At 59.4% G+C, this 25,238-nt stretch carries 22 protein-coding genes and 2 pseudogenes; 16 read left to right on the top strand and 8 right to left on the bottom strand.

Translation table 11 applies throughout. The annotated features are described in order from the left end of the window. Positions 1 to 112 precede the first annotated feature (112 nt). Positions 113 to 1,108 (bottom strand): annotated as a pseudogene (locus H3V53_RS35035) (IS110 family RNA-guided transposase); the annotation flags it as partial. Between the two features lie 290 nt (positions 1,109 to 1,398). Between H3V53_RS35035 and H3V53_RS35030 the strand changes: the two are divergent. The 5 genes and pseudogenes from H3V53_RS35030 (at position 1,399) to H3V53_RS35010 (ending at position 5,300) form a co-directional block, all read left to right on the top strand. After that, positions 1,399 to 1,818 (top strand): hypothetical protein, encoded by a 420-nt coding sequence (locus H3V53_RS35030; protein ID WP_419539644.1) that lies wholly within the window; start codon positions 1,399 to 1,401, stop codon positions 1,816 to 1,818. A 77-nt stretch (positions 1,819 to 1,895) separates the two neighbouring features. Continuing rightward, positions 1,896 to 2,260 (top strand): annotated as a pseudogene (locus H3V53_RS35025) (hypothetical protein); the annotation flags it as partial. Between the two features lie 212 nt (positions 2,261 to 2,472). Beyond that, positions 2,473 to 3,414 (top strand): aromatic alcohol reductase, encoded by a 942-nt coding sequence (locus tag H3V53_RS35020; protein ID WP_336601728.1) that lies wholly within the window; start codon positions 2,473 to 2,475, stop codon positions 3,412 to 3,414. 212 nt (positions 3,415 to 3,626) lie between these two features. Next, positions 3,627 to 4,490 carry an IclR family transcriptional regulator gene (locus H3V53_RS35015; protein ID WP_336601727.1) on the top strand — a complete coding sequence of 288 codons (864 nt, stop codon included), beginning with the start codon at positions 3,627 to 3,629 and terminating at the stop codon, positions 4,488 to 4,490. Positions 4,491 to 4,544: 54 nt separating this feature from the next. Then, positions 4,545 to 5,300 (top strand): IclR family transcriptional regulator, encoded by a 756-nt coding sequence (locus H3V53_RS35010; protein WP_336601737.1) that lies wholly within the window; start codon positions 4,545 to 4,547, stop codon positions 5,298 to 5,300. A gap of 90 nt (positions 5,301 to 5,390) precedes the next feature. Here the strand turns inward: H3V53_RS35010 and H3V53_RS35005 are convergent, their stop codons facing one another. The 5 genes from H3V53_RS35005 to H3V53_RS34985 all read right to left on the bottom strand — a co-directional run bounded on the left by H3V53_RS35005 (position 5,391) and on the right by H3V53_RS34985 (position 11,384). Continuing rightward, positions 5,391 to 7,064, bottom strand: a complete 1,674-nt coding sequence (locus H3V53_RS35005; RefSeq protein WP_336601726.1) for an MFS transporter — start codon at positions 7,062 to 7,064, stop codon at positions 5,391 to 5,393. 111 nt (positions 7,065 to 7,175) lie between these two features. Further along, positions 7,176 to 8,108 (bottom strand): electron transfer flavoprotein subunit alpha/FixB family protein, encoded by a 933-nt coding sequence (locus H3V53_RS35000; RefSeq protein ID WP_336601725.1) that lies wholly within the window; start codon positions 8,106 to 8,108, stop codon positions 7,176 to 7,178. Positions 8,109 to 8,121: 13 nt separating this feature from the next. Next, positions 8,122 to 8,871 (bottom strand): electron transfer flavoprotein subunit beta/FixA family protein, encoded by a 750-nt coding sequence (locus tag H3V53_RS34995; protein WP_336601724.1) that lies wholly within the window; start codon positions 8,869 to 8,871, stop codon positions 8,122 to 8,124. 33 nt (positions 8,872 to 8,904) lie between these two features. Further along, positions 8,905 to 10,101, bottom strand: a complete 1,197-nt coding sequence (locus H3V53_RS34990; protein WP_336601723.1) for an acetyl-CoA C-acetyltransferase — start codon at positions 10,099 to 10,101, stop codon at positions 8,905 to 8,907. Beyond that, on the bottom strand, positions 10,098 to 11,384 hold the full coding sequence (locus H3V53_RS34985; protein WP_336601722.1) for an acetyl-CoA hydrolase/transferase family protein: 1,287 nt from the start codon (positions 11,382 to 11,384) through the stop codon (positions 10,098 to 10,100). The genes H3V53_RS34990 and H3V53_RS34985 overlap by 4 nt, the downstream gene beginning before the upstream one ends. Before the next feature lie 380 nt (positions 11,385 to 11,764). On the opposite strand from H3V53_RS34985, the gene H3V53_RS34980 reads away from it, so the two are divergent. From H3V53_RS34980 to H3V53_RS34950, 8 genes are read left to right on the top strand one after another with little or no spacing between them, the layout of a single operon-like run. Further along, the gene (locus H3V53_RS34980; protein ID WP_336601721.1) at positions 11,765 to 12,736 is read left to right on the top strand and encodes an HTD2 family dehydratase; all 972 of its coding nucleotides are present in this window, start codon (positions 11,765 to 11,767) and stop codon (positions 12,734 to 12,736) included. A 3-nt stretch (positions 12,737 to 12,739) separates the two neighbouring features. After that, the gene (locus tag H3V53_RS34975) at positions 12,740 to 13,564 is read left to right on the top strand and encodes an HpcH/HpaI aldolase/citrate lyase family protein (RefSeq protein ID WP_336601720.1); all 825 of its coding nucleotides are present in this window, start codon (positions 12,740 to 12,742) and stop codon (positions 13,562 to 13,564) included. A gap of 20 nt (positions 13,565 to 13,584) precedes the next feature. After that, positions 13,585 to 15,549 carry an AMP-binding protein gene (locus H3V53_RS34970; RefSeq protein WP_336601719.1) on the top strand — a complete coding sequence of 655 codons (1,965 nt, stop codon included), beginning with the start codon at positions 13,585 to 13,587 and terminating at the stop codon, positions 15,547 to 15,549. A gap of 55 nt (positions 15,550 to 15,604) precedes the next feature. Then, positions 15,605 to 16,387, top strand: a complete 783-nt coding sequence (locus H3V53_RS34965; protein WP_336601718.1) for an SDR family oxidoreductase — start codon at positions 15,605 to 15,607, stop codon at positions 16,385 to 16,387. A gap of 28 nt (positions 16,388 to 16,415) precedes the next feature. Next, complete coding sequence (locus tag H3V53_RS34960; protein ID WP_419539641.1) at positions 16,416 to 17,270, top strand: enoyl-CoA hydratase/isomerase family protein; 855 nt, start codon at positions 16,416 to 16,418, stop codon at positions 17,268 to 17,270. A gap of 9 nt (positions 17,271 to 17,279) precedes the next feature. Further along, a complete protein-coding gene (locus H3V53_RS34955) occupies positions 17,280 to 18,479 on the top strand; it encodes a CaiB/BaiF CoA transferase family protein (protein WP_336601717.1) in 1,200 nt (399 codons plus the stop codon). After that, complete coding sequence (locus H3V53_RS43850; protein ID WP_419539640.1) at positions 18,480 to 18,914, top strand: cupin domain-containing protein; 435 nt, start codon at positions 18,480 to 18,482, stop codon at positions 18,912 to 18,914. It begins immediately after the preceding gene. Then, positions 18,844 to 20,151 (top strand): NADH:flavin oxidoreductase/NADH oxidase, encoded by a 1,308-nt coding sequence (locus H3V53_RS34950; protein ID WP_419539639.1) that lies wholly within the window; start codon positions 18,844 to 18,846, stop codon positions 20,149 to 20,151. The genes H3V53_RS43850 and H3V53_RS34950 overlap by 71 nt, the downstream gene beginning before the upstream one ends. Before the next feature lie 105 nt (positions 20,152 to 20,256). Here the strand turns inward: H3V53_RS34950 and H3V53_RS34945 are convergent, their stop codons facing one another. Together H3V53_RS34945 and H3V53_RS34940 are read right to left on the bottom strand one after the other, a co-directional pair. Next, on the bottom strand, positions 20,257 to 21,135 hold the full coding sequence (locus tag H3V53_RS34945) for a MaoC/PaaZ C-terminal domain-containing protein (protein WP_336601715.1): 879 nt from the start codon (positions 21,133 to 21,135) through the stop codon (positions 20,257 to 20,259). A 54-nt stretch (positions 21,136 to 21,189) separates the two neighbouring features. After that, complete coding sequence (locus H3V53_RS34940) at positions 21,190 to 22,095, bottom strand: SDR family NAD(P)-dependent oxidoreductase (RefSeq protein ID WP_336601735.1); 906 nt, start codon at positions 22,093 to 22,095, stop codon at positions 21,190 to 21,192. 324 nt (positions 22,096 to 22,419) lie between these two features. Between H3V53_RS34940 and H3V53_RS34935 the strand changes: the two genes are divergently transcribed. The 3 genes from H3V53_RS34935 to H3V53_RS34925 all read left to right on the top strand — a co-directional run. Continuing rightward, entirely contained in the window at positions 22,420 to 23,574 is a 1,155-nt protein-coding gene (locus H3V53_RS34935; RefSeq protein WP_336601734.1) for an acyl-CoA dehydrogenase family protein, read from the top strand. A 45-nt stretch (positions 23,575 to 23,619) separates the two neighbouring features. Further along, positions 23,620 to 24,783 (top strand): acyl-CoA dehydrogenase family protein, encoded by a 1,164-nt coding sequence (locus tag H3V53_RS34930; RefSeq protein ID WP_336601714.1) that lies wholly within the window; start codon positions 23,620 to 23,622, stop codon positions 24,781 to 24,783. 315 nt (positions 24,784 to 25,098) lie between these two features. Further along, positions 25,099 to 25,238: FAD-dependent oxidoreductase (locus H3V53_RS34925; protein WP_336601733.1), on the top strand; the 140-nt coding region annotated here is incomplete at its 3' end.

The following is a 25,238-nucleotide window of genomic DNA, read 5'->3' as shown; positions in this document are numbered from 1 at the left end:
CAAGAAGGGTCATGCCGCGTTACTGTCGAGGTATCGATCGCATCGACTGGGATCTTGTCCGCACTTGTTACCACCCGGACGCGTTTGATGAACACGGCTCTTCGGGGGGGGGCCGTCTGGACGGGTGTTCGCCACGAATGGACGAGCCCGAGCGTCGGGTCACCGGGGCGAGTCCGGCGTAGGCGGCGAGATGCGCAGCCGATGCGAAGGCTCTGTGAGCGACTTCTGAGGAGTCTGGCGGCGGTCCTGATGCCGACTCCCGGCATGCTGGTCAGGACCGGCCAAAGAGGGTGTGCGTGCACCAGACGTTCAACTTCGCTGGCAAACTCCTCGCGTTGCTTGCGCAAGGATGCGAGTTGCTGGGCAAGACGCGGCATGACGAAGGTTGCGGCCTGAGTACCGGGCACGATCACAGCCTGTTCGCTGAGCGCCTGGACGATGTCGGCGGCCAGGCTCTTGCCCATGCGAGGTGCGAGTTTGGTGAGGCGGTTGGCGAGTGTTTTCTCGCTGGCTGAGGCGAACTCGGTGGGTGATGGGTATCGCTCAAGCAGATCGAGCACGGCCGGATGGTCGAGGCGCGGCCCCAGGACCCTTTCCAGCGCCGGATGGATCTGGGTGAGCAGACCTCGAATGCGGTTGCTGGTCTGCCTGATCTGGGCGGCCTGAGCATCGTCCAAGCCGCACAGCATGGTGAGTTCGGCGAGTGGTTCGTCGGCCAGCCGAAGTGAGCGCAGCGTATGCGGCATGGAGCGCGCGCGGCCTCGGCAATGATGGCGGCATCGCGAGCATCAGTCTTGGCTTCACCGGCGTGCAGGTCGGCGTTGCGGCGCATAGCCAGACCCGGTAGATATGCGACCAGAACGCCTTCAGCGCGTGCAACTGCCACAGGCAGCGCGCCGATGGTGGCAGGCTGATCGACGACGAACGGCAGCTGGCCGTGCGTCTTGAGTTCGGTAATGAGGGCGCGCAGCTTGGCCTCATCGTTGGGCAGCGCCTTGTTGTAAAGGCGCTTTCCGCGCCGATCGAGAGCGACGGCGTGATGGTGACCTTTGCCGACATCGACGCCGACGAATATATCGACAGAACTATGTTGTTGGTTTTCTTGCATCGAAGGCTTTGCAGGTTGAACGGTTTGGCCTGCAACATCGGTGGCAAGTCTCGGCATCCACGTTACGGACGGCCTCAAGATATCCTGGCCGAGCCCCTATTAGCGAGCACCAGCGACCCACCGAACCCGGTGACAACACCCCGGATCATGACCGCGACTGGGGCGAGAATCAGGCCGGGCCTAGCTACCCAAATCCTTGATTGTCGAGGAAACGGGGTGGACGGGGTCATCGAATGGGTGGCCGACCTGCTACTAGGCAAATTCGCGACGAAACGCCTTTCGCAGACCAGATGTCGATGGAATCCTACGCGCGCGCCTATCATGGTCAGTATCGGCTGCGGGGTCTTCCCGGCGCGCTCGATGCGCTAAGCTACGCGAGCCAGTTCGGCAAGACGGCGATCCTGTCGGACGGCGTTCTCGTGTTCCAGCCGCGCAAGGTGTCGCGCTCGGAACTGCGGGACGAGGCCGAAGGGCGCGTGCTGGATCTCTACATCCACAAAGAGCTGATGCTCGATGACGTGATCGCGCACTATCCCGCGCGCCATTATGTGATGATCGACGACAAGCTGTGCATCCTGACGGCGATGAAAGAGAAGTGGGGTGACCGGCTCACGACGATCTTTCCGCGCCAGGGACACTACGCGCTCGATGCCGCGGAGATCGGGAACATCCCGACCCCGACATCACGATCGAACGAATCGGCGAGCTGACGTCGATCGGTTTCGATGCGCCGAAGAGAGGTGCTTTCGCAAACGTCTCGCACGCGAATTCGCTACATGGTCTGCTCATGGACAAACTTCAGGCAATGACTGTACTGGTAAGGGTTGTCGAGGCGCAAAGTTTCAGCAAGGCGGCAGAAACCAAGAACCTGGAGGCACCTCGGAACACTGCTGCTCAGGCGAAGCGCACGAACGCTGAATCTTACCGATGCGGGCATGACGAGCCGCCTGTACGGACTGCTCGATGACGGCGCTCGATCTGCTTGTCGGCAAGCGGCGTCTCGGCGAGTTGCGCGGCACGCCGTTGCTGCGTTCGCGCCTCGAATGGAGCGCGCGGCCGGGCACCATGGTCGATCTCGAACAGCCGCTGCCACCGGTGCTGGTGGGGGAGCCGAGCGTCAGGCACGCCGTTGTGCTGAACGCTCTCGCGGAAAAAGATTTCGGCTTGGAAGACTCGACGAGACCCGACCACAAAAGACCGTGATGCACGCCGGTTCGGACGTCCCGTAATCAGTGTTCACGCATCGCGAACAATGTGGCGAATGTCTGCCACTACACTTCGAAACGTTCATGGGATGTTCGCTCCGGTGCGACGTAACCGGATACGAACGACTCTTCCTTCCACGTTTTTTGCGGGGCAAACACATGCATCACGACACATCTATTCTCGTTCTAGGCGCGGGCGAACTCGGCATGGCCGTCCTGCGCAATCTCGTTCGACGCGTCGGCAAAACCTCTGGCGTGTCGATTTCGGTACTGCTGCGTCCGTCGACTCTCACATCCGACAGTCCCGGGAAGCAGAAGGACATTGCACAGTTGCGCGCACTCGGCGTCGACATCGTGCCTGGCGATCTCGTTGCTCAGTCCGATGCTGCGCTCGCCGATATCTTCGCCCGATTCGACACGGTGATCTCCTGCACGGGATTCGTAGGCGGTCCGGGCGTGCAGCTGAAGATTGCACGGGCTGCATTGGACGCGGGTGTCCGACGGTACTTTCCGTGGCAATTTGGCGTGGACTACGATGTGATCGGCAAAGGCAGCGCGCAGGATCTGTTCGATGAGCAACTGGACGTGCGTACGCTTCTGCGCTCGCAGGAAAAGACCGAATGGGTCATCGTGTCAACGGGTATGTTCATGAGTTTCCTGTTCGAACCGAGCTTTGGCGTCGTCGATATGAAAAGCAACAGCGTGCACGCATTGGGTAGCTGGGACAACGCAGTGACGGTGACGACGGCGGAGGATATCGGTGCGTTGACCTCGGAGATACTTCTCACGAAACCGCGAATCGTGAATCAGGTCGTGCATGTCGCGGGCGACACGGTGACTTATCGGCGACTGGCCGATGCGCTCGACACGCTGTTGAACCGCAAGCTTGATCGCGCGGAATGGAGCGTAGAAGCACTGAAACGCGAACTTGCTGAGGCTCCCAACGATCCGATACGCAAGTACCGGGTCGTGTTTTCCGAAGGACGTGGTGTGGCATGGGACAAAGCGCGCACGTTCAATGCGCAGCGCGGACTTGGCGTTGTAGGGTTAGAGGAGTGGATGGATCGACACCTGTCGGTCGATCAGTTCGCAGCCATTTAGCCAATGGCTGATTGTTCCGGGCGTTCCGTACTTCAGTTGTCGGGTGACTACATCTGCTAAGGCCCCGCCATGCTGCGGCGCAAGTTTGCCGATTTTCTGCAAACGTGTATTGTCTTTCATTGTACGGAACGAGTGATGCCGTCGAGTTGATTTGCGAGGATGCGTGCCGTCTAATTGGAGCGTAAAGACGCGTTTGAGGCCACGATATGCGAGTGTCATCGGTCAAAGAGGCTGCATCCGCCGGCGTGACGCTTGCCGACGAGCGTCCGCAGATCGTATCGCGCGATGAAGAACCGAGCCGCGCTCATCGTTCCGAAGGCACGATGGTGATGCCCCTCGTCAGAGGGCTCGCCATTCTTTCTGCATTTACGCCACGCCAACCCTGGATGACTAATCAGGAGATAGCGCTCGAAACGGATATCCCGACACCGACCGTTTCGCGCATGCTTCACTCACTCGTTTCCATTGGCTATCTGCGCTATTCACCGGAACGCAGGAAATATCGGCTTGCTGCATCGATCCTGTCGCTAGGGTATGCGGCTATCGCGCACTCCAATGTCCAACGGCTGGCGCGCGTCGAGATGCAAACGTTCGCTGATTCAAGCGACTCATACGTCGTACTCGCGACGCGGGAGCGACTTGACGTCATCGTTCTGGAGACATGTGCAAGCCGGCAGACCGCCCCAAAACTCGACCTCTCCGCAGGGATGCGCCTGCGCATCGCGTCTTCGCCGATGGGCTGGGCGCTCCTCGCAGCGCTACCGGAGCTCGAACGGTTCTACCTGCTCGGCAACATCGAACGTAAGATGGGCCGGCAATGGCCGCATTTGCGGCGGCGAATAGGCGAGGGTATCTCGCAGGTCCAAAATCACGGCTTTTGCAGCTCGTTTGGCGAGTGGGAACCCGAGCTGGTCATTGTGGCTGCGCCTCTTACCATTGCTGACCACACGCCCCTGGTTCTGGCCTGCGTAGGCCGTAGTTCGAAAATGGCCCGGGCGCGTGTGGATCGGGAACTCGGGCCGCGCCTCGTCGCGACTGCGACGTCATTGCAGGACAAGACGCTTTTCACCGAGTAGTCCGCCTACCAATCTGCTGGAGCCACGCTCGTGAACGATACGGCCAAAGTCACCATGACACTCGAGCGCGGGCTCGAAGTCTTGCGGGCGTTTCATGCAGAGCGTACGCCATTGTCGAATGCAGAACTGGTGCGTCGCACAGGACACTCCAAGGCAACGATTTCACGATTGACCACGACGCTGATTCGAGTGGGATTTCTGCGGCGCGTAGGCGGAGGGCGCCTGTTCGAACTTGCAACGGGTGCTTTGAGCCTTGGCCATACCTATCTGCAAGTCAATCCCATCACTCAGGCGGCGCAACCGCTCATGCAGGCGCTGGCAGACAAGCTGAACGTCTCAGTTGCGCTGGCGACGCCTGACCATCTGGACATGTTGTACATCGGCTACTGCACGGGAGCGCGAATCGCGACGTTGCGACTCGGCGTTGGTTCGTTATTGCCGATGGGCTCGACTTCCGTGGGTCGCGCGTACCTGTGGGGATTACCTCCCGCTCAGCGTCGTGCATGCATAGCAGCCGTCAAGGCCGCGGCAGGCCAGAACGCGAAAGCTGTGCAGAACGGTATCGACGTTGCGTTCAGAGACCTCGAGGAAAACGGTGTTTGCATGTCGGTTGGCGAGTACCAGCGTGACGCCTACGGCATCGCGCTCCCTGTCAAGGTGGGCAAGGAGCGCTCATTGATGACGTTAAGCTGCGGTGCCGTCGAACTCGAACCCGACGTCGCCGCGCTGCGCAGACGGATTGTGCCGCGATTGAAGATTGCCGCTGAGGAGTTGACGGCCTTGCTAAGCGATGTGGAGGGATTGCCGTGAGATGACCGCACCTGAAGCAAGACGATACGAAAGCAAAAGGCCGGATGCGCACACCGCGCTCCGGCCATTTTTATGCGGTGTTGAGCGCGCCTAGTCGTTGATATTGACGTCGCGCGTCTCGCGGAAGAACAAGATGAGGGCGATCAAGGAAACGAACGTCCAGCCGAGGGGATACCACAGGCCGGAGAAGATGTCGCCCGTCTGCGCAGAAATGGCGAACACAAACGTCGGAAGAAGACCACCGACCCAGCCGGTTGCCAGGTTATACGGAACTGACATCGACGTATAGCGGATGCGTGTCGGGAACATTTCCACGAGCGCGGGACCGATCGTCATCACCGTGAGAATCGAGCAACTGAAGAACGCCACCAGCAGAACGAATACCATCGGTCCATTGAAAGTTGCGGGATCGCTGTGCGTTGGATACCCCTGAGCTGTCAGCAACTCGCGCAGTTGGCCCGCAAAATGTGTTGCTTGCGATTTCGCTGCGGGCGCGGGAAGGCTGCCCGCATCGTATCCCGACAGTGTGCCGTTCCCGACACGGATCAAGGTAGTGGCTGCGGCAGTTCCTTTGTCCTCGACGCTGTAGCTGACGCCGGCAGTGGCCAGAGCCTGCTTGGCCGTATCGCATGGCGAGGTAAAGCGGCGATTGCCGAGCGGATTGAACATCAGCGAGCAGCGCGACATGTCGGTTTCGACAGTGACAGGCGCGGCCGCTTGGGCAGACGCCAAGGCGGGATTGGCGAAATGCTCGAATCCGCGGAAGACCGGGAAGAGCAGCACCGCGGTCGTTATAAATCCAATCAATAATGCGGGCTTGCGGCCAACGCGGTCGCACAGCCAACCGGAGATCGGGAACATCGGCAAGCAGACGGCGGTTGCCAGAAGTACCACGGTGTTGACTGTCTTGGGGTCGACTTTCAGTGTCTGCGTCAGGAAGAAAGTCGGGTACAGTGCCGCCATGTAGTACATCGAGGTCATGCCTGCGCACAAGCCGAAGGCCACGGCCAGCCGACGGAAGTTCGCGGCATCCAGGAACGTGTCCCGGATAGGCGACTTGGAGAGCTGTTTGTTCTGGCGAAGCTTCTTGAAGGCGGGCGACTCTTCCATGCGCAAGCGCATCGCGAGCGAAACCATCAGCATGATGATGGAGCCAATGAAAGGCAATCGCCATCCCCATGCGTCGAATGCGTCACCCGAGATCTCGCGCGCGGCAAGAATAACCAGGAACGACAATAGCAACCCGGCCGTAGTCGCCGCTGTAGTCCATGACATATTCAATCCCCGACGGCGGCCGGGTGAATACTCTGCGACGTACGTGAGAGCCCCCGTGTATTCACCGCCTGCCGCAAGCCCCTGCAGGATGCGCAGGCAGATAAGCACGATTGGCGCGGTGATACCGATCGACGCATAGGTCGGCAGACAGCCGACACCCACCGTCGCCAGGCCCATCATGCAGATGGTCACGACGAACGTGCGCTTGCGGCCAATCATGTCGCCGATGCGCCCAAAAATGAGCGCACCAAGTGGCCGCATCATGAAACCCACGGCAAATGTCAGCAGCGCGAAGATGAATGCTGTCCCAGCGTCGACGCCTGAGAAGAACTTTGCCGCGAGCACGGTGGCAAGCGAGCCGTATAGCGCAAACTCGTACCATTCAAAGGCTGTACCGATTGAGGCCGCCCATATTGCACGCGACATCGGAACGGCTTTGTCCGATGCAATCTCCAAGGTGGCGGTTTCCAAACCTGCAGGGTTGTTCATTGAGTGTCTCCTGAATCAGAACCGCGTGCTTCTTCGGCTTCGTCGGTCCATTGGGGGGAGCCGGGATGGCCCGTATTCGTTCCTACGTCACAACGAGTCTTCTTGCGACGATTACAACTGCGCTGCCAGTTCCGGTACGGCTTCGAAAAGGTCGCTTACCAGGCCGTAATCGGCGATGCTGAAAATTGGGGCCTCAGGGTCCTTGTTGATCGCGACGATGACCTTCGAGTCCTTCATACCCGCCAGATGCTGGATCGCGCCCGAGATGCCAACAGCGATATACAGTTGCGGCGCGACGATCTTGCCCGTCTGGCCGACCTGATAGTCATTCGGCACGTAGCCAGCATCAACGGCTGCGCGCGATGCGCCCATCGCGGCACCGAGTTTGTCGGCCAGCGGTTCGAGCACCTTCGTGTAGTTCTCGCCGCTGCCCAGACCCCGGCCGCCTGACACGATGACCTTCGCTGACGTCAGTTCGGGGCGATCCAGTTTCGTCACTTGGCGGCTCACGAATTGAGAGGTGCCCGCGTCGCCGGCCGCTTCGATCTTCTCGACGGATGCGCTGCCGCCTTCCGCCGCGACGGCATCGAAAGCCGTTGTGCGGACGGTGATGACCTTGACCCGGTCTGCAGATTGAACCGTTGCGATGGCGTTACCCGCATAGATGGGACGCTCGAACGTGTCGGTCGCGATGACGGCAGTGATGTCGCTGACCTGCGCGACGTCCATGCGGGCCGCAATGCGTGGCGCGACGTTCTTGCCGAACGCGGTCGCGGGCGCGAGGATATGCGAATAGTCATTCGCGATATTCATCACCGTCGTCTCTACGTTTTCCACGAGACCCGCCTCGAGGTGTGGCGCGTCGGCAAGCAGTACCTTGTTCACGCCCGCGATCTTCGCAGCCGCATCTGCCGCGGCTTGCGCATGATGACCTGCTACAAGAACGTGAATATCGCCACCGATTTTCTGCGCCGCTGCAATCGCATTCAAAGTTGAAGTTTTCACCGACGCATTGTCGTGTTCGGCTATTACCAGATTCATCATTTACCTGTCTCCTTCACAGTACCTTGGCTTCCGTCTTCAGTTTTTCGATCAGCGCCTTCGCATCGGGCAGCTTGACGCCAGCGGAGCGCTTTAATGGTTCGGCGACCTTCAGCGTTTTCAGGCGAGGTGTGACATCGACGCCGAGTTCCTCTGGTTTCATCGTTTCGAGAGGCTTCTTTTTTGCCTTCATGATGTTGGGCAGCGTGACGTATCGGGGCTCATTCAGACGCAGATCTGTCGTAATGACAGCGGGTAGCGTCAGCGCCAACGTTTCCGCGCCTCCATCGATTTCGCGAGCGACCGTGGCGCTGCCATCGGAAACGACAACCTTGGACGCGAACGTTGCCTGCGGCAGATCGGCGAGCGCGGCAAACATCTGCCCGGTCTGGTTTGAATCGTCGTCAATGGCCTGCTTGCCGAAGATGACGAGCTTCGGTTCCTCCTTGTCGCACAGCGCCTTCAGCAGCTTCGCGACTGCGAGCGGCTGCAACTCCTCCGATGATTCAACGAGAATCGCACGGTCCGCACCGATAGCCAGTGCCGTTCGCAGCGTTTCCTGCGCCTGCGCGACGCCACACGACACGGCGATCACTTCACTGGCAATTCCTGCTTCCTTCAAGCGCACGGCTTCTTCAACAGCGATTTCATCGAACGGATTCATCGACATCTTCACGTTCGCGAGATCGACGCCGGTGCCGTCCGACTTCACACGAACCTTCACGTTGTAATCAACCACCCGCTTTACGGGGACAATAATCTTCACAATGAAACTCCTTTCCTCTCGCTGAGAACGGGCTCAGGCCGCCTCGAAGATTGCTGCCATGCCCTGGCCGCCGCCAATACACATCGACTCCAGCCCGTAGCGCTCGCCCCGCCGGCGCAACTCGTAGAGCAGGGTGGTGAGCATACGTACGCCGGTTGCACCAATCGGATGACCAAGCGAGATGCCTGAGCCGTTGACGTTCAGCCGGTCTGGGTCGTTCCAACGCCAGCCCTTGAGGACGGCAAGCACCTGCGTGGCGAAGGCTTCATTGAGTTCGACGAGACCGATCCTGTCGAACGAGAAACCGGTGCGTGCGAAGAGCCGCTCAACGGCAGGCACCGGCCCGATGCCCATCTGCGACGGTTCGCAACCGGCCGCTGACCAGCCGACGAGATATCCCATCGGGGAAAGCTCCAGTTCATCCAGTTTGTCTTCGGCGACGATGAGACACGCAGCTGCAGCGTCGTTCTGCTGACTCGCGTTGCCGGCCGTTACCGTGCCATCGTCCATAAGCGGACGCAGCTTTGAAAGACTTTCGACCGTGGCATCGGCGCGGATGCCTTCGTCGCGAGTGAAGAGCGTCGGCTCTCCCTTTTTCTGCGGCACGGCGACAGGCACGACTTCATCATTGAATCGACCTTCCTCCCAGGCCGCCGCAGCGCGTTGATGGCTGCGGACCGCGAACGCGTCTGCCTCTGCGCGCGAGATGTCGAATTCGCGCGCGAGGTTTTCGGCGGTTTCTATCATTCCCGAGATGTATCCAAAGCGCTCTTCTGGCTGCGAACGCTCGCGACCGCGCTCGAGCCGGTCATGAAATCGTGTCGACCCTGAGCGCTTGCCCCAGCGCATGTCAGTCGAGTAATACTCGATGTTGCTCATGCTCTCGACGCCGCCTGCGAGCACGACATCTGCTGCGCCCGATTGCACCATCATCGCGGCCGTCACGACAGATTGCAGGCCGCCACCACAGCGACGGTCGGTCTGGAGTCCCGGCACGCTCACTGGCAAGCCTGCGTTCAGCGCGGCCCAGCGCCCGATGCATGGTGTTTCGCTGTTCGCATATGACTGAGCGAATACGACGTCATCGATACGGTGCGGGTCGATCCGGGTGCGTTGCAAGATAGCCTGAATGACAACGTTGGTCAGCGATTCGACGGGTACGTTGCGCAGGCTGCCGCCAAAGGTGCCAACGGGGGTGCGAACCGGCGCGACAATCGCGGCGCGTCTCATGAAATCTCCTTATGTTGGGTGGTGCGCCCGAATACGGACGCAGCGCGTTCTAGTTCGTTGCGATCGTCTGGATGGGCAATGGCAATGAGGGAATCGATCCTTCTGGAAAGCGGCAATGCGCGCAGATCGGCTACGCCGTGCTCGGTGACGATGATCGCAGCGTCGCTGCGGGGCGTGCTCACAGGGCCTTCGATGAAGGGAACAATGCGACTGCGCGTACCGGCGCGCGAGGGCAATACGATGACGGGCAGCCCTCCGCGTGAGCGCCGGGCACCGCGTATGAAATCCATTGCACCGCCGACCGCGCCGAGGTAGCGGCCTCCCGCAGTTTCTGCGTTGATCTGGCCAGTGAGATCGACTTCAATGGCGCCATTGATCGCGACAAACTGGTTCAGAGACTCGAGCACGCGAATGTCGTGCGTGTAACTGGTCGGGCGGAACTGGACTTGCGAATTGCGATGGGCAAAGCGGTGAATCAGGTCGGACCCCATGATGGTGCCAGCCACCGTGCAGCCCGCATCGATTCCTTTGCGCATGTTGGTCACGGCGCCTGCCTGCGTGAGACGCGCGACTGCGTCGCCAATCGCGCCGCTATGGATGCCCAGATCGCGATGGTTCTCCAGGGCTGCAAGAACCGTCTCGGGAAGTGCGCCTATCCCGCATTGCAGCGTGGCGCCATCGTCGACTAGCGCGGCGACGCGGGCGGCTATCTTGCGTTCGACTTCACCCGCTTTTGACGCTGGCGGTCCGGGAAGCGCATGTGAGGTGTGAACCATCACGTCGAAGTGTTCGGCGCGAATCGTCCGTGGGCCGTAGGTCCATGGCGCCTGGTCGTTGACTTCAGCGATAACGACGCGCGCGGTATCGAGCAAGGGCACGAGATATTCATGGCTTGCCGACAGGCTGTAGTTGCCTTCGTCGTCGGCGGGCGCCACTTCCAGAAGAAGAACGTCGACGCGGCTCGGTCCGTTCGCGAAGAGTTGTTCAAACGACGAGTAATGCGCGGGCAGGATATCGAGTACGCCAGCATCCGCGAGAGCGCGATTGTTCGCTGCACCACAATAGGATCTGAAGTCGACCACGTCAGCGTGAAGCGGCTCACACGTGTCGGTCCACGTCGCGCCAATAAATGCAGCAAAGCGACCGCCAATCGTGTGGCGCTGCGCCATCAGACGGCGTGTCAGGGAAACCGGTTCAGCAGAACACTGACCCCAGGCCACGGTATCTCCTGGCCTTACCCATGATGGAAAATGAAGTTGCTCGATGTCGATCAGGCGAGTCATTTGTTAAGCGGTCGGGAGTGGTCAGCACACAGACTAATGAAGCCTGCAAGATCCAGCCGGGCGATTTGCGATGACGCGAATACCGTCAGGCCGAATATGCGTAGCCACAATGAATGCCGGGATTCACGCAGTCAACGCGGTCAGGCGATATGTTCCGTACAACGAGAAAATGTGTTTTCGTCAAACGCAGAGCAGATTGACGCACGGTGGCGACATGCCGAATGGTATGAAAGACATCGTGTTCACTGTACGGAACGTCTGTCATCTCCGCGTTGACTTCGACACCGCAAACGACGCACGATGAACTCCACAAACAGTCGCGGCACCTATGCCGGAAGTCGCTACCCACGCTAGCGACGAAGCGATACGGAGACGAACAGATGGGTAAGGTGTTTGAAGAGTGGATCGGCCGGCAGCGACACGCCAAAGACACGGTGTCTATCGCTCCTCTGCGGGGTCTGTACGCAGCGCTCGGTCTTCCTGCAAGAGAGTGGCAGCCGGGCGATGCTGCACCGTTACTCGCACACTGGTTGCTCTTTGGCGAGTTTGCAGCGCAGGCTGAACTGGGTGACGATGGGCATGCCCGTCGCGGCAACTTTTTGCCGCCTGTGACGTTGCCGCGTCGGATGTGGGCAGGCGGGCGTCTGCGCTTTCACGAGCCGTTGCGCGTGGGTAACGCGTTGACACGCACCAGCACTCTGACGAACGTGGAGGCCAAGTCCGGAAGCACGGGAGAACTGGTATTCGTGACGGTGCGGCATGAGGTGATACGTGATGACGGCATGCTGTTGCTCGAAGAAGAGCAGGACATCGTGTTTCGTGAAGCTGCGCACATTCGTCAAACTGTCTTGCCAGCTGGGCAGAGGGCCAGGACTTCACCCCGGACACAGGCGGCACGCGTCGAGCCGTGTTTCGTGGTGGACGACGCGGGCACCACGCAGTGGGAGCGGTTTGTCGAACCCTCTGCGACCCTTCTGTTTCGTTACTCGGCGTTGACCTTCAACTCGCACCGCATCCACTACGATCGTGAATACGCGACCCAAGTCGAAGGCTATTCAGGTCTTGTCGTGCACGGGCCACTACAGGCGACCTTGATGCTCGACCTCTTGACATCTTCGATCCCCGGTGCGTGCGTCGAGTCCTTTTCTTTCAGAGGGCGTGCACCGCTGCTAGACAGCACCCCGTTTTCGGTGCGCGCTGAATGTCGAGGCGAGGGACGGGAAGTACTGCTTTGCACCCGCGATGATTCAGGAAGTACTGCCATGGAGGGAGTCGCGAGACTTGGTAAGTCGTTGACGAATCGAGCTGATGGCGTGACTTTTAGCGAAACTCGCTCACAACCTGTGGAGTAGCGAATGTCGCAACGCTCGTATCTCTTTGTTCCCGGTGACCGCCCCGAGCGCTATAGCAAGGCAATCACGTCCGGAGCTGACGCAGTCGTTATCGACCTTGAAGATGCGGTCGCGGAACCGGATAAGGATGGGGCAAGACAACAGCTTCTCGACGAGTGGCCGGGCGTGCGTGCGCAGGCGCACAGCTTGGGAAGCCGCGTCCTGATTCGTATCAACAGTCACGGCTCAGGGTGGCTGGAGCAGGACATTCTTTTGTGCAATGGATTGCGTCCTGATGGCGTCGTGCTTCCGAAGGCCGCCGACAGCGCGGCTGTGGAAGCAGTCGCGCTGCGTATGACAGGGCTCGCCTTGCTGCCGCTGATCGAGACGGCGAGAGGCGTGCAAAACGTCGATCAGATTGCGCAGGTGGCGGGTGTCGTGCGGCTTGTCTTCGGCACGGTCGATCTGATGAATGAACTGAATGCGGATGAGGATGAGGCGCTTGATTATGTCCGCACCCGCATTGTCATTGCATCGCGAGCGGCTAGTCTCGAAGGGCCGGTAGACGGCGTTTGCCGCGCAGTGAGCGATGCCGCGCGTCTCCTTCACGAGACCACGCGGGCACTACGGTTCGGATTTGCAGCCAAGCTTTGCATTCACCCAAAGCAGGTCGGCGCTGTCAATGACGCCTTCAGTCCGTCCAGTCGAATGATCGACTGGGCACGCCGGGTTGTCGCCGCATATGAGACGGCTCGAGGCGGCGCCGTGGCTGTCGACGGAGAGATGGTCGATCTGCCAGTGTTTCTGCGCGCGAAGTCGCTTCTCGCGTCTGTGCAACATATCAATTAATTCTTCTGCGTGGAATCTAGATGAGTGACTACCTGAAAGATGCATGGCAACCAACCGCTGAATACGTCGCCGCGTCAAACGTCGATGCGATCAGACAACGTCTGGGGCTTCCGAGCTACGATGCGCTGCTGACGTTTTCCAACACCAAGCCCGCGGAATACTGGAAAGAGGTACTGGACTATTGCGGCATTGTTTGGGACGTCGACTATGCGCAATACCTGGATGACTCGCGTGGCCGTGAGTTTCCGTCATGGTTTCCGGGCGGAAGGCTGAACTGGGTCAAGTCGATCCTCAAATGGGCCGACGACACGGAGATGGCGCAGCGTGTCGCTGTGGTGGCTGAGCGTGAAGACGGTGCGGTAGAGCGCGTGACGTTTGCCGAACTGGCTCAACGAGTCGCTTCATTCGCGGCGGGTCTTCGCAAAAGCGGCCTGCAGCGCGGCGACCGTGTTGGGCTGCTGATGGAAAATGGCATCGAGGCAACGGTTACGCTGCTTGGCATCGTATGGAACGGCGGCATTGTCGTGCCGCTCTTTAGCGGCTTTGGTGTAGACGCGATTACGTCGCGCTTGTCATCCTGTTCGGCGAGTGCGCTCGTGGCCACTGCCGGCTTCAATCGCCGTGGCAAGTGGGTCGAGACGCGCAAACTGATCGATGACGCCCGCAGCCGTCTGCCGGAACTCAAGACGGTTATCTGGAAGCAGCCAGACGGAGCGGCAGTACCCCCAATGGCGACCAGCCATGATGGCACTCAACTGCTTGACTGGTCTGAGTTAGCTGCCTCCGTTGCCGCCGGCGTACCCGAATCGATGACGGCGGACGATCCCTTCATGATTATTTACACGTCCGGCACGACGGGGAAACCCAAGGGTGCGGTGCATACACATGGCGGCTTTCCGCTGAAAATCGCGCACGATGCCGCCGTGCATTTTGATGTCGGGCGTGGCGACGTTTTCTGCTGGCCGGCCGACATGGGCTGGATCGCTGGATCACTGGTGATGTCGAGTGCACTGCTTCGCGGCGCGACGCTAGTCTGCTACGACGGCGCGCCTGACTTTCCCGATTGGTCGCGGATGTCCCGTCTGGTCGAGCGCCACCGCATCACGCACTTTGGCTCGGCCCCCACGCTGATTCGTGGACTCGCGGCAAACGTCCCACTGTCCACACAAGGCGACGTCTCGAGCGTGCGCCTGCTCATTACCGCCGGCGAGGGCATCGACCCGGAGCATTTCGTCTGGTTCCAGAAGGCCTTCGGCAATGGCGTTGCTCCGGTCATCAATTACACGGGTGGGACAGAAGTCTCCGGCGCGTTGTTGTCGAGCGTCGTGGTCAAGCCTATCAGCCCTGCAGGATTCAATACCGCCTCGCCGTCGGTTGCGGCCGATGTGATCAATCTCGAAGGTACGTCGATCGTTGGAGAGATTGGTGAACTGGCTATCCGCCAACCGTTTGTCGGTATGACGCATTCGTTCTGGCAGGACGACGACCGATATCTCGACTCTTACTGGCGGACCGTACCGGGCACATGGGTACACGGTGACCTCGCGACGCGTCGTGAAGACGGCACCTGGTTCCTGCTCGGTCGTTCAGACGACACCATCAAGCTCGCTGGTAAGCGGGTTGGGCCGGCAGAAATAGAAGAGGTGCTTCTCGAGTTGCCGGACATTGCAGAGGCCGCAGCAATCGGTGTCGACGACGCGGTCAAAGGGCAAAAGCTGGTCGTTTTCATGATTCCCTCACCCGAATGGCGGGGCGTGGTATCCGATCTCGAGCGGGCTGTGTCGGAGCACGTCGACGTGCGACTAGGACGGCCCTTCAGGCCGTCAGCGATTCATCTCGTGACGCAACTGCCCAAGACCCGCAGCTCGAAGATCATGCGACGTGCAATTCGCAGCGTCTATAGCGGCCTGCCAGGTGGCGACCTGTCCGCACTGGACAACCCCGCGGCGCTAGAAGAGATACGTCTTGCCGCCGCGACGCATTGAGTCGCATGCGCTTACACCTATTTAAGCGGCTTTCAAGGCGCGCACGGAAACAGAGATGGAACTGAACCTGAAGGGCAAGCAAGTTCTGATTACAGGGGCGTCGCAGGGTATCGGCGAGCGGCTGGCGCTCGCGTTTGCACGAGAAGGTTGCGACGTGCGGCTCGTTGCGCGTTCGGCTGAGAAGCTGCTTGCTGTGGCCGAGCGTGTCAAAACGGAATTCGGTGTGCGTGCCGGGATCCTCGCGATTGATATGGCGCTTCCCGGGGCGATATCGCAAGTCGCCCAGTTTGGTGACGGTGTCGAGATCCTGGTGAACAACGCGGGAAGTATTCCGGGCGGCAACCTCTGGGACGTCGATGACGCGCAGTGGCGGGCTGGCTGGGAGCTGAAGGTGTTCGGCTACATCAATCTGACGCGCGCGCTCTACCCGGCAATGAAGGCACGCGGAAGCGGGGTGATTCTCAACAATATCGGTAACGGTGGCGAGAACTTCGATTTCAACTATATCGCTGGCACAACGGGCAATGCGGCCTTGATGGCCTTCACGCGTGCAATAGGCGGTCAGAGTCTCGCCGACGGCGTACGCGTCGTGGGCGTCAATCCTGGGCCGGTCGATACCGACCGCATCAACAAGGTACTGAAGGGCCGTGCTGAGCGGAGGTTCGGTGATGCATCCCGGTATATCGAACTGCTCGATGGCTATCCGCTCGGGCGCGCCGCGACTGTGGATGAAATCGCCGACCTGTTTGTGTTTCTTGCGTCGAGCAAATCCGCCTACACGTCCGGCACGATTATTACCGTTGACGGCGGCATTACCTCGCGCCGGTCGATCGGCTAGTGAGTCAGTTGAACAGGAGCTGCCCGATATGGGCACTTCTTGCGGAGAAAACATGGCAGAAACATCTGAACCGGGCCTGGAGGCCTATGCATCGTATACAAGCCTGGCGTTTGATCAGCCGGCACCCGGCGTATTGCGCGTGACGCTCAATCGTCCCGAGAAGCTGAACGCGCTCGATGCGCGTGGACACGACGAAATTGCGCGCGTCTGGCGTGACGTCGATGCTGACCCGTCAGTCAGTGCCGTGCTCCTCTGTGGTGCGGGCCGCGCGTTTTCGGCGGGCGGGGACTTCGAAATGGTCGAGGAGATGATCGACTCGTTCGATGCGCGCGCACGTGTGTGGCGCGAGGCTAAAGACCTTGTCTATAACATCATCAATTGCTCGAAGCCGATCGTGTCTGCGATTCAGGGGGCGGCCGTTGGCGCTGGCCTGGTGGCTGCGTTACTCTCGGACGTTTCCGTTGCTGCACGCACGGCCCGACTCGTGGATGGTCACACGCGTCTTGGTGTGGCCGCCGGCGATCATGCTGCGATCGTCTGGCCGCTGCTGTGCGGCATGGCCAAGGCGAAGTACCACTTGATGCTCTGCGAGCCCGTCACAGGCGACAAAGCCGAGCAAATGGGACTCGTGTCGCTCGCCGTTGATGAAGCTGAGTTACAGGAAACCGCGCTCTCCATTGCCACGCGTCTGGCAAGCGGTGCGCCGTCGGCCGTGCGCTGGACCAAATACGCGCTGAATAACTGGCTGCGCCAGGCGGGGCCGATATTCGACGCATCGCTTGCGCTGGAAATGTTCGGCTTCGGTGGCCGGGAAGTGCGGGAAGGGGTTGCGTCATTCCGTGAAAAGAGATCACCCGTGTTCTCGCAAGATACGTCCCTCTGAAGGCAAGCCATGGATACCAGAACAACGCACAAGGTTCTTGAAGGGATTCGAGTGCTCGATTTCGGCCGCTATATTGCAGGTCCTTTCTGCGCAGCCTTGCTGGCCGACTTCGGCGCAGACGTCATCCGTATTGACCGTGTCGGCGGTAGTGAAGACCGCTTTGTGATGCCCGTGACGGAAACGGGCGAGGGTGCCTTCTTTCTGCAGGTGAACCGCAACAAGCGATCTCTTACACTCGACATCGACCGGCCGGAAGGTCGTGAAGTCGTCCGTCGCCTGCTTCTTGAAACGGATGTGGTGGTCGCTAACATGCCGCCGAGAACACTGGCCAATCTCGGTCTCGACTACGCCACGTTGAGCGCTATCAAGCCCGACATCATCCTGACGGCGTCGTCGGCATTTGGCTCTCACGAGGATGCGAGTCATCGGGTCGGCTTCGATGGTGTTGGTCAGGCAATGAGCGGTGCCGTCTATATGTCAGGCATGCCGGATAGCCCGACCAAGGCCATGGTGCCCACGGTGGATTTCTCGACTGCGCTTTCCTGCGCGCTGGGTACCGTGGTGGCACTCTACGAAAGGCGCAACAGCGGACGGGGGCAGGTTGTGGAGGCATCGTTGCTTCAGACTGCGCTCAACCTCGCGAGTGGGGCGCTCATTGAAGAATCGGCGCTGGGCATCAACCGACGTGCGACGGGTAATCGAAGCCCCATTGCAGGGCCGTCTGATATTTTCCGTGTCTCGGATGGCTGGATCATCGTTCAGGTCATCGGCCAGCCGCTCTTCAAACGATGGGCACGGCTCATTGGCGCACCAGAACTCCTTGAAGACCCGCGCTTTGCCAATGACCTTCGGCGCGGCGAAAACGGAGAACTGCTGAGCGCGATGATGGCGAAGTGGTGCGAGTCCCGAACACGCGAGGCGGCGCTCGAAGAGCTCGAGGAAGCCCGTATCCCCGCTGGCCCCGTCTACTCCCCGCGTGAAGCGCTTGACGACACCACTATTCGCGCGTCGGGCGCATTTACGTGGCTAGGCTATCCCGGACTCGCTGGCGAGGCGCCGCTCGTCTCGCCGCCCGCGTATCTGTCGCGCACGCCGCCGAGCATCGCTGCGCGCTCGCCGACGATCGGCGAGCATACGGATGAGATCTTGCGGGAAGCAGGTTACGGCCAGGACCAGATCAGTGCGTTTCGTGAGATGGGAGTCGTCTGAATGGACACTTCGTATAACAGTCGGGCCACGTCAGGTGAAGCGAGACCGCTTAGGCGCCACATCGAAATGGCGAGCGTGTCAGAGGAGGGATGGCGCGCTCTCGAAGGATTCGCGGATGAAATCGAAGTCCAATTGCTCGCTGACGACCTTGACGAATCGAGAAAGCGAGGCGCACGTTCGAGACTTGTACGTTTTGCGCCCGGCGCGTCTACCCGTCATGTGCTCGTGCACGACTACTGGGAAGAAGTGTTCGTACTCTCCGGCGACCTGCTCGCTCGCGATGGGGAATCAGACAGTCACAGTGAAGCACCTGAACCTGGACGGAATCAATACCGGTATTCGTGCAGGCCGCCCGGCACGCCTCATGGGCCGTTTCATTCAGAACGAGGTTGCGTGCTTTTTGAGGTGCAGTACTTTTTGCCCGATCACAGGTAGGTCGGGACACGCGGTCATCAAACACAGAGCGTCTTCTCGCAAGGAAAATCGTATGCCAGGTCTTTTTGATCCCTTGAAATTGCGGGGCGTAGCGCTGCGCAACCGGATCGGCGTTTCGCCGATGTGCCAGTACAGTTCTGTCGATGGATTCGTCAACAACTGGCACCTGGTGCATCTAGGCTCGCGCGCGGTAGGCGGCGCAGGTCTCGTCGTGACAGAAGGCACCGCGGTTGTACCTGACGGGCGTATCACGCCGTCGGACCTCGGCCTGTGGAACGATGCGCACATTGCGGGACACCGCGAGCTAGTGCGCTTCATCGCAGCGCAAGGCGCCGTTCCCGCGCTCCAGCTCGCCCACGCGGGTCGCAAGGCGTCCCGCGTGCCTCCGTGGGAGTCGGACCCCGGCCAAACGCAAGGCAGGCCGTTGACGATCAGTGAAGGTGGATGGCAGCCTTTGGGGGCTAGCAGCATTGCTTTCGACCAGGGCTACACGATCCCTCATGAATTGTCGGTGAGCGGCATTGCGGACATCGTCGAATCGTTCGCATTGGCGGCACAACGCGCTGCTGAAGCCGGCTACGAATGGATAGAGGTACACGGCGCGCACGGCTATCTTCTCCACTCATTCAATTCCCCCATTTCAAACAAACGCATCGACGCGTATGGCGGTTCTCTCGAAGGCCGATGCAAGATCACGCGAGCAGTCGCACGAGCTATTCGCAAAGTATGGCCGGATAACCGAGTGCTTGCCTTCAGGCTCTCGTTTACCGATTGGGTGGACGGAGGATGGAATACGGACGATACCGTGCAACTGGCGCGCTGGCTCAAGGAAGACGGGGTGGACCTGATTGACGTCAGTTCGGGCGGCGGTGTTCCCCGTCCGCGTATTCCCGTGGGGCCAGGCTATCAGGTGCCGGGGGCGGCCGCCGTAAGACAGGGCGCTTCGATTCCAGTGGCAGCCGTTGGCCTTATTGATAAGGCGGAGCAGGCCGAATTCATTGTTCGCGAAGGCAGCGCTGATGTCGTGATGCTCGCTCGCGAAATGCTGCGCGACCCGTACTGGCCACTACGCGCAGCCGTCGAACTGCAACGCTGTGAGGCCGCTCGCATGCCCGTGCCATACAACTCGGCGTGGGGACATCTAGGCGACTTCAGCTTCGATCCGATCACGGCCCCTCGTATCACCGATTCAGGTATTGACCGCGTCGACGGGAGCCGACGCAATACGCTCGTATAAAGATCATCAGCAACGGCGAGCGCAGACTGTCTGATTGTTAACGTACATGCATTCTCCGCTCACCTGACCCATTCCGGCAGGTGAGCGTTCACAATCTCGCATCCCTTAAGCGAGTTCGGCGACGCCGTTGTTGAGCACAATGACATCCCGCTCGACAGACCGGGCCCGGAACAGGACCAGACCGGGGCCTTCCGGCGTAGTCCATATCTCGGTACGAATGGTCTCGCCGGGCATCACGGGAGCGGAAAACCGTGCATGCAGCGTCTTCAAGCGGTGCGAATCGTAGCTGCACACAGTTCGCAAAATGGCATGCCCCGCTATACCGTATGTGGCGAGTCCGTGGAGAATCGGACGGTCGAAACCCGCTGCGCTTGCTACGTCAGGGTCTGCATGCAAAGGATTGGGATCACCGTTAAGCCGGTATAACAACGCGGACTCGGGACGTGTTTTGATGTCGCAGACAAGATAGGGCGGTATTCGCGGCATGTCTGGTGCCGACGGTAATGCGTTGTCACCTGGTTGCCCGTTTTCAGTAAAGCCTCCGTCGCCGCGGCAGAAATTCAGTTGCTCAACGCTTGCGAGCAGCAAGCCAGTCTGCTTGTCGAGCACATCGCGCTGTATCAGTACCTGGGCCCCTTTTCCCCGGCCTTTGTCGATGATGGCTTTGATGCGAGAGCGGCCTATGACGGTGCCGGCTGACGGAAGCGGGCGATGCAACCGGATGCGCTGTTCGCCGTGCACGACCCTTATCCAGTCGATGCCACTCTCGGGGTTCTTCATCCATTGACCGGGGAAGCCCAGTATCGCGGCCATAGTCGGGACGACCGACAGCTTCTGTCCGTAAGTATAGCCAAGCGCGCTCCGATCAAGAGGATCATTGCCGAAGCCGACGCTCAACGCATACAGCGCGGTGTCTCGCTCGGTGTAGGTATGCTCGATATCCGGAAAGGGCCATGCTTTCAGGGCGTGGTAGTCGATTGCCATATCAGTACCGCCGGGGTGTGTGACAGACGAAGGTGGAAGTTCTCATGGCGATAGTCACATCGGGTCCCAGCTGAAGACGTCGCCTGAGCGTTCCACAGGTATGAATGAGCCCTGCAGCGCTGGCATTCCATGCATAGCAATCGATTCCGGGCTCCAGCCTTCGCTACGGTGTATGGAGCGGATGGGGCGTGGCTGGCTCATCAGGAAGATCTCGTTGTTTCGCACCGTGAATATCTGGCCGTTGACTTCTTTCGCCGCATCGCTTGCGAGATACACTGCGAGCGGCGCAATCTTTGCGGGTGTCATCTGTTTGATTTTCTCCACGCGGGCAGCCTGCTCGGGCGTGTCGGTCGGAATCGAGCTGACCATGCGGCTCCATGCAAAAGGTGCAATGCAGTTCGAGCGAACATTGAATTTTTCGAGGTCAAGCGCAATCGACTTGGACAGACCCGCAATACCCATTTTCGCGGCGTTATAGTTCGCCTGGGCATAGTTGCCGATCAACCCCGAGGTCGAGGTCATGTGCACGAAAGATCCGCTGCCTTGTTCCTTGAAGTGCGGTGCCGCCGCGCGGCTAAGTCCGAACGTGCCATACAGATGCACTTTGAGCACGGCATCCCATTCTTCGTCGGACATCTTGTGGAAAAAGCGGTCCCGCAGGATACCGGCATTGTTGACGATGCAGTCGATCCGGCCGAAGACGTCAAGAGCCTGAGCGATGATGCGTTCACCAGCGCCTTTTTCCGCAACGCTTTCCGCATTCGCGACGGCTTCTCCACCGGCCTCCCGGATCTCATCGACAACACGTTGACCGGGCGCTGTGTCGTGGCCAGCCCCGTCCAGCGACGCGCCAATATCATTGACGAGCACGCGGGCTCCATATCGAGCCATCGACAACGCAATATCACGACCGATGCCGCCGCCGGCGCCCGTCACGACCACGACCTTGCCGGACATCATGGTTTTATCTGTCACTGTACGTCTCCAATCTATTGAGCTTGATAAAATTGCACCTTCACCTGAAGCAGCTAAGGGCTGCGATTTGCATTTACGATCGCGCTCCGGCTGCTGTGGTGTCAATTCAATCTCCAAAGCTCTTCCGTACTCTGAAACAAGATGTCTGTTCGGCCTTCCGGTTTGCTGTGTGGGTCGCGTGCGAAAAGACAGCTTTTTGGCAAAACGGTGCACCCGTCAAAGTACGGAACAATTCCCGCGATGTGATTGACCTTGCCTCGACACGATCGCAGCATGGAGACCGGACAATGCACATGGAGACGCAAGGAAATGATCCGGGATAACGAAACAATGAATGTCTTGCGCGACAACATCGCGCGCTTCGTCCGTGAGCGCCTGATTCCCAACGAGGAGGTCGTTGCGGAAACAGACGAGATTCCGCAGGACATCGTCGACGACATGAAAGCGATGGGCTTGTTCGGGCTCACTATTCCGGAGTCTTTCGGCGGCCTCGAATTGACGATGGAGGAAGAGGTGCTCGCGATGTTCGAACTGGGGCGTGCATCACCCGCGTTTCGCTCGCTGATTGGCACGACGGTTGGTATCGGCTCCCAAGGCATTCTCTTCGATGGGACGGAAGAGCAGAAGACGCGCTATTTGCCGCGATTGGCAACTGGGGAATTGATTGCATCATTTGCGTTGACCGAACCGGAGTCGGGTTCGGACGCGGCTTCTCTGCGAACGACAGCGAAGCGCGATGGCGATTTCTACGTGGTGAACGGCACGAAGCGCTTCATCACCAATGCGCCTCACGCCGGAATCTTCACGCTGATGGCGCGAACCAATCCGGAAGAGAAGGGTTCTGCTGGCATCTCTGCGTTCATCGTTGATGCGGGGACACCGGGCCTTAGCTTCGGCAAACGCGATAAGAAGATGGGACAGAAGGGCGCTCATACCTGCGATGTGATTTTCGAGAATTGCAAAGTGCCCGTGGCGAATCTCATCGGTGGTGTGGAAGGCAAGGGATTCAAAACGGCAATGAAGGTGCTGGATAAGGGACGAATCCACATTGCGGCGATCTGTGTCGCCGTAGCGCAGCGGATGCTGGATGACACGCTCCGTTACGCGATGGAACGCAGGCAGTTTGGACAGCCCATTGCAGAATTCCAGTTAGTACAGGCCATGCTTGCAGATAGCAGGGCGGAACTCTACGCAGCGCGCTGTATGGTACTCGATGCCGCTCGTCGCCGTGATAACGGGGAAAGTGTGAGCACCGAAGCTTCATGCGCCAAGCTCTTCGCATCGGAGATGTGCGGCCGGGTCGCCGACCGCGCGGTTCAGATTCATGGCGGCGCGGGTTACATCAGCGACTACGGTATTGAGCGCTTATATCGCGACGCACGGTTATTTCGCATTTACGAAGGCACGAGCCAGATTCAGCAAATCGTTATCGCCCGCAACATGATTCGCGAAGCGTCGCATTAACCATGCAGCGTCTGCACAACTTCTACGAGACACCGTACCAGAACCATGAAATTTCCCCATCAAGACAAGTATCAGGAAATCCGTGACGCGCTGCGTGGCCTATGTGCCGACTATCCGGACGAATACTGGCGCAAGATTGACGAAGCGCGTGCATATCCCGAAGCGTTTGTCGAAGCATTGACCAGCGCCGGGTGGCTGGCGGCCCTGATTCCGCAAGAATACGGTGGCTCGGGACTCGGCTTGACGGAAGCGTCGGTCATCATGGAGGAAATCAACCGGAACGGTGGCAACTCTGGCTCATGCCATGGTCAGATGTACAACATGAATACGCTGCTGCGGCATGGGTCCGAACAGCAAAAGCGTCGTTACCTGCCGCAGATAGCAAGTGGTGAATTGCGACTTCAGTCGATGGGCGTAACGGAGCCAACCACCGGGACCGATACGACGAAAATCAAGACCGTCGCGGTGAAAAAAGGCGATCGATACGTCATCAACGGACAGAAGGTGTGGATTTCACGCGTACAGCATTCGGATCTCATGATCCTGCTTGCACGCACGGCGCCGGCCGATCAGGTCAAGCGGAAGTCCGATGGGCTGTCGATTTTTATTGTTGACCTGCATGAAGCAGTTGGGAATGGCATGACTGTGCGCCCGATTCCCAACATGGTTAATCACGAGACCAATGAGCTGTTTTTCGATAACCTCGAAATTCCCGCTGAAAACCTCATTGGCGAGGAAGGAAAAGGCTTTCGCTACATTCTCGATGGACTGAATGCCGAGCGAACCCTGATTGCGGCCGAATGTATTGGTGACGGGTGGTGGTTCCTGAATCGCGCTTCCCAGTATGCAGGCGAGCGCATTGTTTTCGACAGACCAATCGGGCAGAACCAGGGCGTGCAGTTTCCCATCGCTGAAAACTACATCGAAGTCAGTGCCGCAGATCTGATGCGCTTTCGCGCATCCGAACTTTTCGATGCACATGCGCCATGTGGTGCCGAAGCGAACATGGCGAAGTATCTTGCAGCGAAGGCCTCATGGGAGGCTGCGAACGTGTGCCTGCAGACGTTCGGCGGGTTCGGCTTTGCTTGTGAATACGATGTCGAGCGCAAATTCAGAGAGACACGTCTTTATCAGGTGGCACCTATTTCGACCAACCTGATTCTCTCTTACGTGGCAGAGCATATTCTCGATCTACCGCGGTCGTTCTAGTGCGGGTGAAGTGGAGTCGTCATGGAAAGCCTGACAAGGTCGCTGCGCTCAGCCGTGGATAGATGGCTGGTTCGGCACGGGGCCGTACCCAGACGGGTGAGCATCTTCAGAAAAGCGTCCCACGGTCGTGGACGATGTGTACGAGTCGAAGCATCGCGCGCGTCGGATGACGTCGAAATACTATTTTTTCGGCATGACGATGGCACCTGGCGCGTCTTTCCTCCGGAACCACGACGCCCGTGCATGAAGCTTTCCTGACGGCAGATGAACCGGTCGTAGATTGATGGATGATCCATGAGAGAAGACGGAGCGGGAATGGAGCACGGTGGTGGCGTATACGTTAGGGAATCGATGCCGTATGACGTCGTGATCGTCGGCGGCGGTCCTGCAGGCCTGTCGGCGGCCATTCGCCTGAAGCAGCGCGCCGCGGAAAAAGGCGCCGAAATTGGCGTCTG

The sequence above is a fragment of the Paraburkholderia bengalensis genome, assembly GCF_037126505.1.
Taxonomy (GTDB): domain Bacteria; phylum Pseudomonadota; class Gammaproteobacteria; order Burkholderiales; family Burkholderiaceae; genus Paraburkholderia; species Paraburkholderia bengalensis.
Note: the sequence above shows the minus strand (reverse complement) of the source record. Positions and strands in the feature narration are given on the sequence as shown.